This window comes from Streptomyces sp. NPDC059743 (assembly GCF_042732975.1).
Classification (GTDB): Bacteria; Actinomycetota; Actinomycetes; order Streptomycetales; family Streptomycetaceae; genus Streptomyces.
The window spans coordinates 142,657-158,397 of the sequence record NZ_JBHWGS010000008.1 but is presented as its reverse complement, the minus strand read 5'-3'; the positions used below and the strand labels follow the sequence as shown (position 1 = coordinate 158,397).

The window sequence follows — 15,741 nt, the reverse complement described above, 5'->3', positions numbered from 1 at the left end:
GGTCTTCCGCTTTCCGGAATCAACAATCCGTTGAATGAAGTTAGTCGGCCGGTTCGAACCGCGTCAATGGACGGCGCGGGGCCGCGCGGTGGAGATCACCACGCGGCCCCGGAACCGTACGCACCGCGCTGTCGCGGCTCAGTTCTTGTGTTCTTGTGTCAGCCCTTGCGCTTCTTGATCTCTTCGGTGAGCTGCGGGACGACTTCGAAGAGGTCACCGACCACGCCGTAGTCGGCGAGGTCGAAGATGGGTGCTTCGGCGTCCTTGTTGACGGCGACGATCGTCTTGGAGGTCTGCATACCGGCGCGGTGCTGGATGGCGCCGGAGATCCCGGAGGCGATGTAGAGCTGGGGGGAGACGCTCTTGCCGGTCTGGCCGACCTGGCTGGCATGCGGGTACCAGCCGGCGTCGACGGCGGCGCGGGAGGCGCCGACGGCGGCGCCGAGGGAGTCGGCGAGGGCTTCAATGAGCGCGAAGTTCTCCGCGCCGTTGACGCCACGGCCGCCGGAAACAACGATCGCGGCCTCGGTCAGCTCCGGGCGGCCCGTCGACTCCCGCGGCGTACGGGAGACGACCTTCGTCCCGGCAGCCTGCGCGGAGAAGACCACGGAGAGCGCCTCGACGGTGCCGGCGGCGGGGGCGGTCTCGACCGGAGCCGAGTTCGGCTTGACGGTGATGACCGGGGTGCCGTGGGTGATGCGGGAGGTGGTGGTGAACGCGGCGGCGAACACCGACTGCGTGGCCACCGGACCCTCCTCACCGGCCTCCAGGTCGACGGCGTCGGTGATCAGGCCCGAGCCGGTACGGACCGCGAGCCGCGCGGCGATCTCCTTGGCCTCCGCCGACGACGGCAGCAGCACCGTAGAGGGCGAGACCGCGTCATAGGCAGCCCGGAGGGCGTCCACCTTCGGCACGACCAGATAGTCGGCGTATTCGGCGGCGTCGTGGGTGAGGACCTTGACCGCGCCGTGCTCGGCGAGCACCGGCGCGGTGTCTGCGGCGCCGGTGCCGAGGGCGACGGCGACCGGTTCGCCGATGCGGCGGGCCAGGGTCAGCAGTTCCAGGGTGGGCTTGCGGACGGCACCGTCCACGTGATCGACATAGACAAGAACTTCAGCCATGGGACTTCTTCTCTCCTGCTTACGAAGCGTGCGGGGCGGGTCGGTCGGGTCTGCGCGGGTCTGTGCGGGGGTTCAGATGAACTTCTGGCCCGCGAGGAACTCGGCGAGCTGCCTGCCGCCCTCACCCTCGTCCTTGACCACCGTGCCCGCCGTACGGGCCGGACGCGCCACCGCCGCATCCACCACACTCCACGCACCCGCCAGACCGACCTCCTCAGCGTCGATCTCCAGATCCTCCAGGTCCCAGGACTCCACCGGCTTCTTCTTCGCCGCCATGATCCCCTTGAACGACGGATACCGCGCCTCACCCGACTGGTCCGTCACCGAGACGACGGCCGGCAGGGACGCCTCCAGCACCTCACTCGCGGTGTCGCCGTCGCGGCGGCCCTTGACCAGGCCGTCCTCCACCGACACCTCGGAGAGCAGCGTCACCTGCGGGACGCCCAGCCGCTCGGCCAGGAGCGCGGGCAGCACGCCCATCGTGCCGTCCGTGGAGGCCATACCGCAGACGACCAGGTCGTAGCCGGTCTTCTCGACGGCCCTGGCGAGCACCAGGGAGGTGCCGAGGGCATCGGTGCCGTGCAGCGCGTCGTCCTCGACATGCACGGCCTTGTCCGCGCCCATGGACAGGGCCTTGCGCAGCGCGTCCCGGGCATCCTCCGGACCCACCGTCACCACAGTGATCTCCGCATCACCGTCACCGTCCCAGTCACCCGCGATCCGCAGCGCCTGCTCCACCGCGTACTCGTCCAGCTCCGACAGCAGACCGTCCACATCCTCACGGTCCACCGTCAGATCCTTCGCGAAATGCCGGTCACCGGTGGCATCGGGCACATACTTCACACAGACAACGATCCTCAAGCTCACGCCGGCTCTCCTACTGCATCGTCATTTCTGGGCTGCCTTGTTGCACGCAGCATAGGCGCCTTATGGGACGGTTTCCGGTCGGGGGACCGGCGCACCGACGTCAATATTACTCGCCAGTACAGCCAGAGGATTCCCTCTGAGCAAGCGCTTGTAACTGTGAGCTTGCCAACGCCCGAGCAGGGATTGCGGCCACGGCGGGAACGGACGGCGGGAACGGTCAGTCGCGCAGCGCGTTGAAGCGTCCCTGGTGGTAGAGGAGCGGCCGGCCCGAGCCCGCGGGATCGCCGACGACGACCTGCGCGATCATCAGACGGTGATCCCCGGCGGGCACGCGCGCGATCACCCGGCAGACCAGCCACGCCAGGACGCCGTCGAGCACCGGGACGCCCTCCGGTCCGGTACGCCAGGCCGTGGGCGGCGCGAAGCGGTCCGCGCCGCTGCGCGCGAAGGTGGCGGCCAGCTCCCGCTGGTGCTCACCGAGGATATGGACGCCGACATGGGCGGCCTCGGCCAGGACCGGCCAGCTCGACGAGGAGGTGCCCACGCCGAAGGAGACCAACGGAGGCTCCGCGGCGGCGGAGTTGAGCGAGGTGGCGGTGAATCCGACCGGGCGGTCGCCCTGGGCCGTGATGACCGCGACGCCCGCCGCATGCCGGCGGAACACCGAGCGGAGCAGCTCGGGAGAGGCAAGCTGAGGAGTGCCGAGACCGGGTGTCGCCGTCATTCGAATTGTCCTTCGGCGGGCTGCGGGAGATACGTACGGGATCCGTGGCTGCTCAGCAGCCCGGACAGCGCGCACTCGCGTTACGGGCCAGGTCGACATGGACCCGCCCATGGAGAAGGAGTTCCTGGGGCACCTCGTCAGGGTGACGATGCGTGGCAGGCGCAGTCAAGTGCGTGGCTCACACCGCCTCGCCCAGCGCGGCGATCACATCGGCCTTGCGCGGCTGTCCGGCCGCGCGCTTCACGATGCGGCCCGCGGCGTCGAGAACCAGCACTGTGGGCGTCTTCAGGATGCCCAGCTCACGTACGAGCTCCAGCCGCTCCTCGGCGTCGAGTTCGACATGGGAGACTCCGTCGACCATCCCCGCCACTTCGCTGAGGGTGCGTCTGGTCGCCCGGCAGGGCTGGCAGAACGCGCTGGAGAACTGGACGAGCGTGGCCCGCTCCCCCAGTTCGGCGCCCAACTCGGCGGCGCCGAGCCGCTTCTCGCCGTCCTTCACCCGCATCTTCAGTCTCCCGTCGACGCGACGGCGCAGCAGCCCGAAGGCGCTCGCCACGGCGAGCACCGCCGCGCACACCACCAGTCCCGTCATCCCGTCCGTCCTCACACCGATATGGCGCCCGGCCACACCGGCGCCCTCGGGTGCAGCGTTCACACAACCGCAAAATATTCCGCGGTCCCACGGCGGCTCCGGCGAGGGATGCTGACGTCATGGACATCGACATCAGAGGGCCGCGTTTCGGCGCGGCCGTCACGACCTTCGTACTCGCCGTGGTACTGATCACCGGCAGCGGCGCGCTGCTCGCCTGGCAGGCGCTGTGCTTCGCGGTGGGCGCGGTGGGCGGCGTAGGGCGTTCACCGTACGGCTGGCTGTTCCGTACGGCCGTACGCCCGCGGATCGGACCGCCCGTGGAGTTCGAGTCGCCCGAGCCGCCGCGGTTCGCCCAGGCGGTCGGACTGGTCTTCTCCCTTATAGGGCTGGTCGGTTATTTCTGGGGCCCGCTCTGGCTCGGGCTCGCGGCCACCGGCTGCGCGCTCGCCGCCGCCTTTCTCAACGCGGCGTTCGGCTACTGCCTGGGATGCGAGATGTATCTGCTGGTACGGCGGGCCAACGCCGGGCTGCGCTGACGTGACGAGAATCTCGCCCCGCGCGCAGACCAGGACTGGCCACGGGGCCGTGTATGGGGCACCATCGGCGCAATGCCGAAAACCTACGGCTGCGTAACTTCCGCCGGGAGAACCCTCCCCGGAACAGAAGGGTCCCCACCAGATGGCAGAGCTCGTCTATCGACCGGTCATCGGCGCCGCCCGCACGATGTTCAAGGCGCTGGACCTGAAGATCGACACGCAGGGTTCGGAGCACATCCCGCGCACCGGCGGCGCCGTGCTCGTCAGTAACCACATCAGCTATCTGGACTTCATCTTCACCGGACTGGCCGCACTGCCGCAGAAGCGTCTGGTGCGCTTCATGGCGAAGGAGTCGGTCTTCCGGCACAAGGTCTCGGGGCCTTTGATGCGCGGGATGAAGCACATTCCGGTCGACCGCAAGCAGGGCGAGCAGGCGTACGCCCACGCGCTGGACTCGCTGCGCTCGGGCGAGATCGTCGGAGTCTTCCCCGAGGCGACCATCTCGCAGTCCTTCACACTGAAGAGCTTCAAGTCGGGTGCGGCACGGCTGGCGCAGGAGGCCGGCGTGCCGCTGATCCCGATGGCGCTGTGGGGCACCCAGCGGCTGTGGACGAAGGGCCGTCCGCGTAACTTCAGGCGCAGCCACATCCCGGTGACGATGCGGATCGGCGAGCAGGTGGAGGCCGCGGCGGACCAGTACGCGGGCGCGATCACCCGGCGGCTGCGGGACCGGGTGCAGGATCTGCTGGAGGCGGCGCAGCGCGCGTATCCGGTGCGTCCCAGGGACGCGCACGACACCTGGTGGGTGCCGACGCATCTGGGCGGTACGGCGCCGACACCGGCCGAGGCCCGCGAGCTGGAAACGAGCTGAGCCGGCTCCGGCCGAAACGTCACTGCCGACCTGCCGACGGAACGGAACCGCCACGCGTGGCGGTTCCGAAGGCCGTACGTACGACAACCGGCCCCGCGTCCGTCGCCCGTCAGCCCGCCGGATGGACCGTGATGCGCGCTCCCGGGCTCAGTTTCTCCAGTGACTCGGCGAGTTCGGCACCGGCCGTGTCGAGTTCGGCGAGCGTCATGGGCGCAAGGCGCTCCAGCAGGAAGACCGCGTTCACCGACTCCTCGGTGAGCCTCGTACGGACGCCCTGACGCCAGTTCCAGCGGCGGCAGGTGACGCCCTCGTCGTCACGCCAGACGACCTCGCCGGGCTCGGGATGTTCCACCGCCGGTTCGCCGCCCGCGACCGTCGCGAACGGCTCGTCGCCGGTGGCGCGTACGAGCCGCATACCGCCGACGATACGGTCCGTGTCCTCGCCGCCCACCGGGATGAGATGAGCGACGCTCACGGCGTTGTAGAGATCGACCAGCAGATTGATCCGCGGCAGCCCGGAGCCGGACAGGGCGCGCTTGGCCAGGGCCTCCGCGGAGTTGCGGGTCCGGGACGGCTTGGCGCCGAAGGCGGTGTACGTCTCGCGCCAGGCGGCCAGATGCGGATCCTCGTGCGGCGCGCGCCCTCCGAGCCGGTCGGCGAGCCGCCGGGCCGCGTCGTCCAGCAGGGCCGAACTGCCGTCGGTGTTGGGGCCGTTCACCAGGCCATGGGCTTCGACGGCGAGATGGGTGAAGCCGGGCGCGAGGGTGCGTACCTCGTCCGACACGGTGAGCGTCAGTGTCATGGTCTGTGGTGCCTCAAGGTTCCGGAGCGAATGCAGTGCACCATAGAGTACCGAATGGTCCACCCTATTACACTCCGGCCGTACGGCCCGGCCCCGGTCCCAGTCCCCGTCCCGGCTATGCGGCCACCTCTTCCTTCAGCGCCTGCACAAACGCGTCCACGTCGTCCTCGGTCGTGTCGAAGGCGCACATCCAGCGGACATCCCCGGCCTTCTCGTCCCAGAAGTAGAACCGGAAGCGCCGCTGGAGCCGCACGCTGACCTCGTGCGGCAGCCGGGCGAAGACCGCGTTGGCCTGGACGGGGTGGAGGATCTCCACACCGTCCACCGCGCGCACGCCCTCCGCGAGCCGCTGCGCCATCGCATTGCTGTGCCGGGCGTTGCGGAGCCACAGATCGCCCGCGAGCAGCGCCTCCAACTGCACCGATACGAAGCGCATCTTGGACGCGAGCTGCATCGACAGCTTGCGCAGATGCTTCATCGCCCGTACGGCGTCCGGGTTGAGGACGACCACGGCCTCGCCGAAGAGCATGCCGTTCTTCGTGCCGCCGTACGAGAGGACATCCACACCGACGGCATTGGTGAAGGTGCGCATCGGGACGTCCAGGGATGCCGCCGCGTTGGCTATGCGCGCGCCGTCGAGATGCACCTTCATGCCGCGCTCATGGGCGTGTGCGCAGATGGCCCGGATCTCGTCGGGCGTGTAGACCGTGCCCAGCTCGGTGTTCTGGGTGATCGACACGACCTGGGGCATGGCCCGGTGCTCGTCCTCCCAGCCCCATGCCTGCCGGTCGATCAGCTCGGGCGTGAGCTTGCCGTCGGGTGTGGGTACGGTCAGCAGCTTGAGGCCGCCGACCCGTTCGGGCGCGCCGCACTCGTCCACATTGATATGCGCCGACTCGGCGCAGATCACCGCGCCCCAGCGGTCGGTGAGCGCCTGGAGTGCCACCACATTGGCGCCGGTGCCGTTGAAGACCGGAAAGGCCTCCGCGCTCTGCCCGAAGTGGCTGTGCATGATCCGCTGGAGATGATCGGTGTAGTCGTCGTCGCCGTAGGAGACCTGATGGCCTCCGTTGGCGACGGCGAGGGCGGCGAGGATCTCGGGATGGGCGCCGGCGTAGTTGTCACTGGCGAAGCCGCGCACCTCGGGATCGTGGTGCCGGCGGGCGTCCGTCGTACGGCTCACGGCTCGGGAGTCAGCCACAGGCGCTTTCCATTCACTTCCCTGGCGGGCCGCTCCCAGACCGCGGCGATGGCCTCGGCCAGCACCGTGACATCTGTGAAGCCCGCGAATTTGGCGTTCGGGCGCTCGGCGCGCAGCGCGTCGTGCACCAGCGCCTTGATCACCAGGATGGCAGCCGCCGCGCGCGGTCCCTCCTCGCCCCCCGCCTTACGGAAAGCGTCGGCCAGCGCCAGCGTCCAGGCCTCGGCGGCGGACTTGGCCGCGGCGTACGCGGCGTTGCCCGCGGTGGGCCTGCTCGCGCCCGCGGCGCTGATCAGCAGGAACCGGCCGCGGTCGCTGCGCAGCAGACCGTCGTGGAAGGCGAGTGAGGTGTGCTGGACCGTACGGATCAGCAGCTTCTCCAGCACCCCCCAGTCGGCGAGGTCGGTCTCGGCGAAAGAGGCGCTGCCGCGCCAGCCGCCCACGAGATGGACCAGTCCGTCGATCCGGCCGAACTCCTTCTCGGTCTTGGCCGCCCAGAGGCGCGTGGCGTCGAGATCGAGCAGATCGACGGTGTCCCCGGTGACCGTGGCTCCGCCGTGCGCGTAACGGGCGGCGTCGACGGCTTCCGCCAGCCGTGCCGGATCCGCGTCGGCCGCGACGACGACGGCGCCCGCCTCGGCCAGCCGCAGCAGGGCGGCGCGGCCCGCCGGTCCTGCCGCTCCCGCGACCGCGACAACCGCGCCGTCCAGCGCGCCGCCGCCCGTACCGCCGTTCCCGCCGCTCTTGTGCATGCTCGTCGCCTCCTGCGGCTGAGTGGTCACGCGGCCATCCGCTCGGTGCTCGTGGCGGTGATTCCCTTGGTGGAGGCGATCACGTTCTTGAGCTTCTTGGCAAGCGCCTCGTAGAACATGCTGAGCGGAAACTCGTCCGGCAGCACGTCGTCCACGAGCTTACGGGGCGGCTGTGACAGATCGAGCGCGTCGGGGCCCTTGGCCCAGCGGGAGCCGGGATGCGGGGAGAGATACGCCGAGACGAGTTCGTACGCCGCGAACCAGTGGACCAGTTTGGGACGGTCGATACCGGCCCGGTAGAGGTCCTCGATCTCGGAGCAGAGCTGGTTGGTGACGCCGGGAGCGCGCTCCCAGTCGATACGCAGGGTGTTGTCGGTCCAGCGCAGCACCTCGTGCTGGTGGAGATAGGCGAAGAGCAACTGGCCGCCGAGGCCGTCGTAGTTCCGTACGCGCGCGCCGGTGACCGGGAAGCGGAACATCCGGTCGAAGAGCACGGCGTACTGGACGTCGCGGCCCTGCGCCACGCCATCGGCCTCCAGCCGTACCGCCTCGCGGAACGCGGTGAGATCGCAGCGCAGCTCCTCCAGCCCGTACATCCAGAACGGCTGGCGCTGCTTGATCATGAACGGGTCGAACGGCAGATCGCCATGGCTGTGCGTACGGTCGTGGATCATGTCCCAGAGCACGAAGGCCTGCTGGCAGCGGTCCTGGTCGGCGACCATCTCGGTGATGTCGTCGGGCAGTTCGACGCCGAGGGTGCGTACGGCGGCCTCGGTGACACGGCGGAAGCGGGCGGCCTCGCGGTCGCAGAAGATCCCGCCCCAGGTGAACCGCTCGGGAGCCTCGCGCACGGCGATGGTCTCCGGGAAGAACACCGCGGAGTTGGTGTCGTAGCCGGCGGTGAAGTCCTCGAAGGTGATTCCGCAGAAGAGCGGGTTGTCGTAGCGCGTGCGCTCCAGCTCGGCCAGCCACTCGGGCCAGACCATCCGCAGCACGACGGCTTCGAGATTGCGGTCGGGATTGCCGTTCTGCGTGTACATGGGGAAGACGGCGAGATGCTGGAGACCGTCCCGCCGGTCGGCCGCGGGCTGGAAGGCGAGCAGCGAGTCCAGGAAGTCGGGAACGTCGAAGGCGCTGTCGGCCCACTTGCGGAGGTCGGCGACGAGCGCCCGGTGGTACGCGGCGTCGTGCGGCAGCAGCGGGGAGAGCTGTTCGACGGCGGAGGTCACGCGGTCGAGCGCCACCTCGACAATCCCGCGCGCCGGAGCGCCCTCGGCGTCGAAGTCGATCGAGCCGTCCTTGGACTGCCACGGGCGGATCTCCTCGACGGCGTTCTTGAGCTGTGCCCAGGCAGGATGCTCGACCACTCGATCAGCGCCGACGGCACCGACAGCACGGCTTGTGCCGGGTGCGGTGTCCTGCGCAAGAATTTCCGTCATGTCACTTCCTCCACGCGAGATCTTGGCGTCAAGACACCGTATAGGTCTCTTGTTCCGCCGTACAAGAACGGCTGTGACAAATTATCCTGCGGACCCCCCATGGTCACCGCTGTTTTTCCTGCCGTAATGAGGTAGGACACACACTTCCATCGTGCCGCACCGGGACTGGGCGGGCCACCGCTCGCCGAGGCGGCTCGCCGGTGCGCGACGGGTTCCCATCTCGTGACCGGCCACTAGAGTGCCGCGCTAGAGCCGCAGTCGACGGAAGCGAGACGAACCTTGACTTTCCAGACCATCGGTCATCGTGGAGTGATGGGTGTCGCACCGGAGAACACCCTGCGTTCCTTCGTACGGGCCGAGCACGCCGGCATGGACGCCATCGAGCTGGATCTGCATCTGAGCAAGGACGGCGCGCTCGTCGTGATGCATGACACCGAAGTGGACCGTACGACCGACGGCACGGGCGCCATCGCCGACCGGACCCTGGCCGAGCTGCGGGAGCTGGACGCGGGCGACGGCGAGCGGATCCCGGTCTTCGAGGAGGTCCTGGACGCCGTACGGTCGCCGCTCCAGGCCGAGATCAAGGATGTGGCCGCGGCGCGGGCGCTGGCCGAGGTGATGCACCGGCGCGGGCTGACCGGGCGCGTCGAGGTGTCGTCGTTCCACGACGCGGCGGTCGCCGAGATCGCGGCGCTGGTGCCCGGCGTACGGACGGTGCTGATCGCGAGCCGCTGGGGCGCGGACGTGGTGGACCGGGCCGAGGCGGTGGGCGCCGCCTCACTGGCCCTGAACATCCGCAGACTGACGCTGGAGGTCGTGGAGCGCGCGCACGACAGAGGGCTGCGGGTGATCGGCTGGGTGGTGAACACACAGGATCAGCTCCGGCTCGCGCGGGCCTTCGAGCTGGACGCGGTGACCACCGACCTCCCGGAGATCCGGCGGACCGGCCGGTTCACGGCCTGAGCCACGGCGCCCGGGTCACAGGCCGGGCGCGCGGTCCCGGGCTGCGTACGCCACGTACGGTCCCGGGCCGCGCGGTCTCAGACCAGCGGCTTGACCAGCAGCTCGAACGCGAGATCGTCGCGCTGCGGGATACCGAAGCGCTCGTCGCCGTACGGGAACGGGAAGAGCTTTCCCGTACGGCGGTAGCCGCGCCGCTCGTACCAGGCGATCAGTTCCTCGCGGACCGTGATCACGGTCATATGCATCTCACGGACGCCCCAGGTCTCCCGCGCGACGCGCTCCGCCTCGGCGATGATCCGCCGTCCGAGACCTCCGCCCTGTGCACCGGGCAGTACGGCGAACATCCCGAAGTAGGCGGCCTCACCGCGGTGTTCGAGCTGGCAGCAGGCGATCAGCCCGCCGTCGCGCTCGACCGCCAGCAGCCGGCTGCCCGGCGCCTCGATGACCTCCAGCACGCCCTGCGGATCGGTCCGCTGGCCCTCCAGGATGTCCGCCTCGGTCGTCCATCCCGTACGGCTGCTGTCGCCGCGATAGGCCGACTCGATGAGGGCGACGAGCGCCTCGGTGTCGGCCGCCGTGGCGTCCCGGTAGGTGAGTTCGCCGGTGGGGCGCGAGGCGGTGTCCATGGTGCGCGTTCTCCGTATCCGGTCGTGCGGCGTCGCTCTGAGGACGTACTGAAGACGTCCGCAGCCTAACCCGGACCCGTACGGGCGCCCCCGGGTGGTGGGCCGGGATCCGCTCCCGCGAGCGGACGCCCGTAGCGCGGTACGAACCCGAGGAGCCGGGCACAGGCTCCGGTGTCGAACAGCGAGTCATGGCCCGCCAGCTCGGCGAAGACGGGCACGCCCGGATGGTGGCGCGCCATCAGCTCGGCGGTCGGCAGCGGTGAGCTGGTGTCACGCGCGGCCACATTGAGCACATGGCAGCCGGACAGCTCGGTCTCCAGCGCGCGCCGGACGGCCTCGGCCGCGTCCCGGGTGTCCAGCCAGCCCCACAGATCCATCCGGTGCGCCGCGGGATCGGCCCGTACGGCGTCGAACTGGCGCATGAGCCGCTCTCCGGTCCCGGTGAAGGGCAGCCGCAGACACACGATGTCCGTCCCGTGGCGCCGGTGGACGGCGCGGGCCGTCTCCTCCAGGACGATCTTCGACAGTCCGTAGGGATCCTGGACGAGCGTCGGATGCTCCTCGTCCAGCGGGACGTACCGCGGCGACTGCGGCACCGGCGACCAGGCGAGTCCGACGGCCGCCATGCTGGAGGCGGCCACCACCCGGCGGACACCGCCGCGTCCGGCCTCGTCCAGCACCCGGTGCGCGGTCAGACAGTTGGTGGCGAAGAGATCGCTCGCGTCGTCCACATTGGGATGCGGGATCGCACCGAGATGGACGACGGCCTCGGCTCCGTCCATCGCCTTGCGCACCAGATCGGGATCGCGGAGATCACCGGTGTGGACGGCCTCGGCGCGCGGCTCGTCCACCGGGAGCAGATCGGTGGCGACGACCTGATGGCCCCGGGCCAGCAGATCGTCCAGCACGAACCGTCCGATATGCCCGGCGGCTCCGGTGACCAGTACGCGCATCAGCCCTTCACCGCCCCGACCAGTCCGTTGACGAAGTACCGCTGGAGACTGAGGAAGAGCAGGATCACCGGGATGACCACGATGAGCGCGCCCGCCATCAGATTGTTGTAGTGCGGCACGTTCTCCGCCGAGAGCGTCTGGAGGCCCAGCGGCAGGGTGTAGGTGGACGGATCGTTGAGCGAGACCCGGGTGAGCAGGAACTCGTTCCAGGTCGGGATCGCCGTCAGCAGGGCCACCGTGATCAGCGCGGGCCTGGCCAGTGGCAGATAGACGCCGGTGAAGATACGCAGTTCGCTCGCGCCGTCGACACGCGCGGAGTCGCGCAGCTCGCCCGGTACGGCCATGAAGGCTCCGGTCATCAGCAGGATCGACAGCGGAGCACCGCCGTTGACGAAGGGCAGCACCAGTCCGAAGTGCGTACCGAGGATGCCCATCTTGTTCTCCAGCATCACGATCGGCAGCATCACCGTGATGGCCGGGACGAACAGCAGCGAGACGAAGAGCTTCTGGAGGGCGCTCCGGCCGGGAAAGCGCAGTACGGCGAAGGCGTAGCCGGCCGCCGCGTAGATCACCAGTGTCAATACCACGGTGTAGCCCGTGACCAGCAGGCTGTTCAGGAAGAAGTCGAAGAAGTGCAGCTTGTTCCAGGTGTCGACAAGCGTGTCGAGCGTCGGGTTGTCCGGGATGAGATGTCCGCCGCGTACGACCTCGATCCGGTCCTTGAAGGCCGCCGACACCATCCAGAGGAACGGGTAGACGCTGACGAGTCCGTACAGCGCGAGCAGGACGCCGACGACGGTGCGGGCGACCAGTCGGCGGGTGCGGGCGGCGCGTTCGCCGGGCGGACCGGTGCGCGCGTTGAGAGTTCGCGCCTTGGAAGTTCGCGCTGTGAGAGATGTCGATGTCATGTCGTGCTCCGCGATGTCATGTTCTGCTCCGCAGCGCGCGCAGATTGATCAGGGCGAGAACCACGGCGGCGGCGAACAGGATCCAGCCGAGCGCGCTGGCGAGCCCCAGGGTGGGCGAGAGGTTCTTCATGAACGCGAGGCGGTACGCCTCCAGTCCCAGCACATTGGTGTGGTCGCCCGGGCCGCCGTTGGTCATCACCAGGAAGGTCTGGAAGCCCTGGAGCGACTCCCTCAGATTGAGCAGCACCACCACGGCGGTGATGGGCCGCACCAGAGGCCACACCACCGAGACGTTGGTACGCCACCAGCCGGCGCCGTCCAGCTCCGCCGCCTCCAGCACACTGCGGTCGATGCCCTGAAGTCCGGTGAGATAGAGCAGCATCGCGACCGGGACCTGTCCCCAGACCGTCACCACGATCATGGTGGGCAGGGCGGTGGAGGGATTGCCGAGCCAGCCCTGCGGCTGCTGGAGCGAGCCCAGGCCCAGGCTGTCGAGCAGGATGTTGACGGCGCCGTCCGGCTGGAGGATGTACTGCCAGGCGAAGAAGACCGCGACTCCGCTGGTGACATACGGCAGGAAGTACACCGAACGCAGCACCGACCGGAACCGCTTGATCCGGTTGAGCAGTACGGCCAGCGGAAAGGAGACCGCGACGGTCAGGGCCGGTGCCGCGATCATGACCCAGAGCGTGTTCAGCGCCGCGCGCCGTGCCCGCGGCGCGTAGACCGGGCTGCGCCAGAGCAGATCGGCGTAGTTGTCGAGGCCGACCCACTTCCAGTTCGGAGTGAAGCCGTTCCAGGTGGCGAAGCTGAGCGCGAGGCCATAGCCGACCGTGTACAGGCCCATGACACAGAACAGGACCACGGCGGGGCCGACGAAGAGATACCCGGTGAGCGTCTCGTACGAACGCGGGCGCCGGCGGCGCGTGCCTTCTGCCGCCGGCGCCTCCGTCACCGCGCCGGGAGCCGTTGTCACCGTGCCGCCGCCCAGTAGGCGGCGTTCAGCTCACGGAGCTTCTTGGCCGTCTCCTCGACGGACTGCTGCTTGAGAGGCGTGAGATCGGCGAGGATCGCGCCGGCGTCGTCTTGTTCGTAGCCGGGCGCGCGGAACTCATTGCCGCGGTTGGGATCGTAGGTGTTCTGCGGCGTGCCCTTGAAGCTGTCGACCATGGCGGAGAGCGCCGGGCCGAGAACGGTGGCGGAGTCCGCGCCGAGTTCGGTGGCCGGTACGTCGGAGGCGTCCTTGGCGAACTGCGCGGCGGTCTTCTGTGTGGAGAGGAACTCCATCCACTTCTTGGCGTTGCCGGGCTGGTCGCTGGTCGCGGAGACGCTCAGACCGGTGAGCGCGAGCGGGCCGAGCGCGCGGTCCGGTACGGCGCCGTCCTTCAGGGAGGGCAGTGCGAACGCGAGTACGTCGTCGGGGCTCATCCCGTTCTGCTGGAGGAAGGCCAGAGTGAAGGTGCCGCCGACGTCGAAGGCTGCCTTGCCCTGGGCGAAGGCCTGGTCGGCCTCGTCGATGGTGAGGCTCTGGGTGCCCGGCATCCAGTACGGCGTGAGCTGGTCGTACAGGCTCAGCACCTTGATCCCGTTGGGCGAGGCGAAGTCCGCACTCTCGTCCTGGCCGAAGAGGGCCTCGTATCCCTGCTGTCCGAGCTGGCTGAAGGCGAGCGGCTGGAGGACCCAGGTCAGTCCGGTGGCCTGGATCTTGAGGCCGAGGGCGAGACCTCCGGTGGTCGGATTCTTGGCCGTGGTGGCCTTGAGCGCGTCGAGGAATCCGGCCCAGTCGGCCGGAGGTTCGGTGATGCCCGCCTCGGCCAGCATCTTCTTGTTGGCGTAGACGATGCCGAAGGTGCCCACGGTGAGCGGCACGCTGTAGCGGGCGCCCTTCTCGATGCCGTGGTCCCTGGCGGTCTCGGGCTGCGCGTCCTTGAAGCGCTGTTCGGTGACGAGTCCGGACTGCTGTACGGGCTGCTGGATACGGCCGGCCCACTCGCCCTTGAAGTCGTCGCTGATGTCGGCGAGGATCCCGGCCGCGCCGAAGACGCGGTCCTCGCCGTCGGAGTGCACTTCGAGCACATCCGGCAGATCGCCGGTCTTCGCCGCGCTCTGCACCTTGGTCTGGTACGCGTCGTCGGGCGTGTACGCCTCGACCTTGACCGTGATACCGGTCTGCTTCTTGAACTCGGCCGCCGCGTTGCGCAACGCGCCGACATGGGACTGTTTGAAGGTCCACATCTCCAGTGAGGCGGAGTCTCCGCCGGAGTCGGACGATCCGCCGCAGGCGGCGAGGGTGGTCAGTGAGAGCGCGGTCGCCGCGGCGACCGCCGCGAGCCGGACATTCCGCGAAAATGGTATGCGCATCGCCCCTACCTAAGGATCAACCGTTCAGAAGGCCGAATGACGTTGGAGTGACTGAACTTATGGTCGGGGTGATATAGCGTCAAGACGCACGTCGAGATTTCGTGCTGACCGGATCGCCGAGGGGCGCCGGTGCGGGAAGCGGAGGTTCCGTGGAATCGGTGGCAGCAGCAGCGCGCGGGCGCAAGCCCGAAGAGGTCAAGTCCGCCGCTCGGGTACTGGAGGTGCTCGAACTGCTCGGTGCGGAGGGCGCCCGGCTCTCGCTGGCCGAGATGGCCGGCGCCATGGCTGTACCCAAGAGCAGTCTGCACGCGATCCTCCGCACGATGGAGGCACGCCACTGGGTGGATCTCGACGCGTCGGGCACCCGCTACAGCCTCGGTCTCAAAGCCCTGTTGACGGGCACTGCCTATCTGGAGGGCGACGATGTGGCGAGCCTCGCGGGACCGGTGCTCGACGCGCTCGCCGAGGAGACGGGCGAGTCGGTGCACCTCGGCAGGCTCGACGGTACGGACGTCGTCTACCTGGCCAAACGCGAGTCGCGGCACGCGCTGCGGATGTACTCGGCGGTGGGCCGCAGACTCCCGGCGCACGCCACCGCGCTGGGCAAGGCGATGCTCTCCCAGTACGACGCGGCCGAGGTGCGGATGCGGCTCAACTGGCCGCTGGAACGGCTCACTCCGGACACCGTCACCGATCCCGAGTCGCTGCTGTCCCAGCTCGCCGAGGCACGGCTGCGCGGATGGGCGATGGACGACGGCGAGAACTCGCCCGACATACGGTGTGTCGCCGTGGCGCTCGGCACCGGCCACGGCGGCGGCGACGCGATCAGCTGCTCGGCGCCCAAGAGCCGGATGGACGACGCCCGCGCCGAGGAGGTCGCCCGCGCGGTCACCGAGGCGGCCCACTCGCTGGGCACTCTGCTCAAACGGCTCGGACAGCACTGAGGACCGCTGAAGGCTCCGAGCGATATTTGGTAGAGTCATTGACAAATCAAAGTCGGCTTCAATACGTTCGAGTAGCAGTAC

Annotated in this window: 17 protein-coding genes; 4 read left to right on the top strand and 13 right to left on the bottom strand. The window is 69.0% G+C overall.

Annotated features, from left to right (window positions below):
* Window positions 1-158 precede the first annotated feature (158 nt).
* From ACFV6H_RS16815 to ACFV6H_RS16800, 4 genes are all read right to left on the bottom strand, one after another.
* Window positions 159-1,121 carry an electron transfer flavoprotein subunit alpha/FixB family protein gene (locus ACFV6H_RS16815; protein WP_385542301.1) on the bottom strand — a complete coding sequence of 321 codons (963 nt, stop codon included), beginning with the start codon at window positions 1,119-1,121 and terminating at the stop codon, window positions 159-161.
* 72 nt (window positions 1,122-1,193) lie between these two features.
* Window positions 1,194-1,988, bottom strand: coding sequence for an electron transfer flavoprotein subunit beta/FixA family protein (locus ACFV6H_RS16810; protein WP_385542299.1), 795 nt, complete (start codon window positions 1,986-1,988; stop codon window positions 1,194-1,196).
* Between the two features lie 217 nt (window positions 1,989-2,205).
* Window positions 2,206-2,712, bottom strand: coding sequence for a flavin reductase family protein (locus ACFV6H_RS16805; RefSeq protein WP_385542297.1), 507 nt, complete (start codon window positions 2,710-2,712; stop codon window positions 2,206-2,208).
* Between the two features lie 178 nt (window positions 2,713-2,890).
* Window positions 2,891-3,304, bottom strand: a complete 414-nt coding sequence (locus tag ACFV6H_RS16800; RefSeq protein ID WP_384978472.1) for a TlpA family protein disulfide reductase — start codon at window positions 3,302-3,304, stop codon at window positions 2,891-2,893.
* A 119-nt stretch (window positions 3,305-3,423) separates the two neighbouring features.
* On the opposite strand from ACFV6H_RS16800, the gene ACFV6H_RS16795 reads away from it, so the two are divergent.
* Together ACFV6H_RS16795 and ACFV6H_RS16790 are read left to right on the top strand one after the other, a co-directional pair.
* Complete coding sequence (locus tag ACFV6H_RS16795) at window positions 3,424-3,840, top strand: DUF4395 domain-containing protein (protein WP_384978008.1); 417 nt, start codon at window positions 3,424-3,426, stop codon at window positions 3,838-3,840.
* Between the two features lie 142 nt (window positions 3,841-3,982).
* The gene (locus tag ACFV6H_RS16790; protein WP_384978006.1) at window positions 3,983-4,711 is read left to right on the top strand and encodes a lysophospholipid acyltransferase family protein; all 729 of its coding nucleotides are present in this window, start codon (window positions 3,983-3,985) and stop codon (window positions 4,709-4,711) included.
* A 109-nt stretch (window positions 4,712-4,820) separates the two neighbouring features.
* Here ACFV6H_RS16790 and ACFV6H_RS16785 read toward each other — a convergent pair whose 3' ends face one another.
* From ACFV6H_RS16785 to ACFV6H_RS16770, 4 genes are all read right to left on the bottom strand, one after another.
* Complete coding sequence (locus ACFV6H_RS16785) at window positions 4,821-5,513, bottom strand: B3/4 domain-containing protein (RefSeq protein ID WP_385542295.1); 693 nt, start codon at window positions 5,511-5,513, stop codon at window positions 4,821-4,823.
* Between the two features lie 115 nt (window positions 5,514-5,628).
* Window positions 5,629-6,714, bottom strand: a complete 1,086-nt coding sequence (locus tag ACFV6H_RS16780; protein ID WP_385542293.1) for a threonine aldolase family protein — start codon at window positions 6,712-6,714, stop codon at window positions 5,629-5,631.
* Window positions 6,693-7,466 (bottom strand): SDR family NAD(P)-dependent oxidoreductase, encoded by a 774-nt coding sequence (locus ACFV6H_RS16775; RefSeq protein ID WP_385542560.1) that lies wholly within the window; start codon window positions 7,464-7,466, stop codon window positions 6,693-6,695. Before ACFV6H_RS16775 ends, ACFV6H_RS16780 begins: the two co-directional genes overlap by 22 nt.
* 26 nt (window positions 7,467-7,492) lie before the next feature.
* Window positions 7,493-8,905, bottom strand: a complete 1,413-nt coding sequence (locus tag ACFV6H_RS16770) for a DUF6421 family protein (RefSeq protein WP_385542291.1) — start codon at window positions 8,903-8,905, stop codon at window positions 7,493-7,495.
* Window positions 8,906-9,184: 279 nt separating this feature from the next.
* Here ACFV6H_RS16770 and ACFV6H_RS16765 point away from each other — a divergent pair, with 279 nt between their 5' ends.
* Window positions 9,185-9,868, top strand: a complete 684-nt coding sequence (locus tag ACFV6H_RS16765; protein ID WP_093601438.1) for a glycerophosphodiester phosphodiesterase family protein — start codon at window positions 9,185-9,187, stop codon at window positions 9,866-9,868.
* 77 nt (window positions 9,869-9,945) lie between these two features.
* On the opposite strand, the gene ACFV6H_RS16760 is transcribed toward ACFV6H_RS16765, so the two are convergent.
* The 5 genes from ACFV6H_RS16760 to ACFV6H_RS16740 form a co-directional block, all read right to left on the bottom strand.
* Window positions 9,946-10,494 (bottom strand): GNAT family N-acetyltransferase, encoded by a 549-nt coding sequence (locus ACFV6H_RS16760; protein WP_093601440.1) that lies wholly within the window; start codon window positions 10,492-10,494, stop codon window positions 9,946-9,948.
* 65 nt (window positions 10,495-10,559) lie between these two features.
* Complete coding sequence (locus tag ACFV6H_RS16755; RefSeq protein ID WP_385542288.1) at window positions 10,560-11,447, bottom strand: NAD-dependent epimerase/dehydratase family protein; 888 nt, start codon at window positions 11,445-11,447, stop codon at window positions 10,560-10,562.
* Window positions 11,447-12,355: a carbohydrate ABC transporter permease gene (locus ACFV6H_RS16750; protein WP_385542286.1), complete on the bottom strand. Its 909-nt coding sequence runs from the start codon at window positions 12,353-12,355 to the stop codon at window positions 11,447-11,449. The genes ACFV6H_RS16755 and ACFV6H_RS16750 overlap by 1 nt, the downstream gene beginning before the upstream one ends.
* A 16-nt stretch (window positions 12,356-12,371) precedes the next feature.
* On the bottom strand, window positions 12,372-13,331 hold the full coding sequence (locus tag ACFV6H_RS16745) for a carbohydrate ABC transporter permease (protein WP_385542284.1): 960 nt from the start codon (window positions 13,329-13,331) through the stop codon (window positions 12,372-12,374).
* Window positions 13,328-14,716 carry an ABC transporter substrate-binding protein gene (locus ACFV6H_RS16740; protein WP_385542281.1) on the bottom strand — a complete coding sequence of 463 codons (1,389 nt, stop codon included), beginning with the start codon at window positions 14,714-14,716 and terminating at the stop codon, window positions 13,328-13,330. The genes ACFV6H_RS16745 and ACFV6H_RS16740 overlap by 4 nt, the downstream gene beginning before the upstream one ends.
* A gap of 158 nt (window positions 14,717-14,874) precedes the next feature.
* Between ACFV6H_RS16740 and ACFV6H_RS16735 the strand changes: the two genes are divergently transcribed.
* Entirely contained in the window at window positions 14,875-15,660 is a 786-nt protein-coding gene (locus ACFV6H_RS16735) for an IclR family transcriptional regulator (protein ID WP_256098137.1), read from the top strand.
* Window positions 15,661-15,741: the final 81 nt, after the last annotated feature.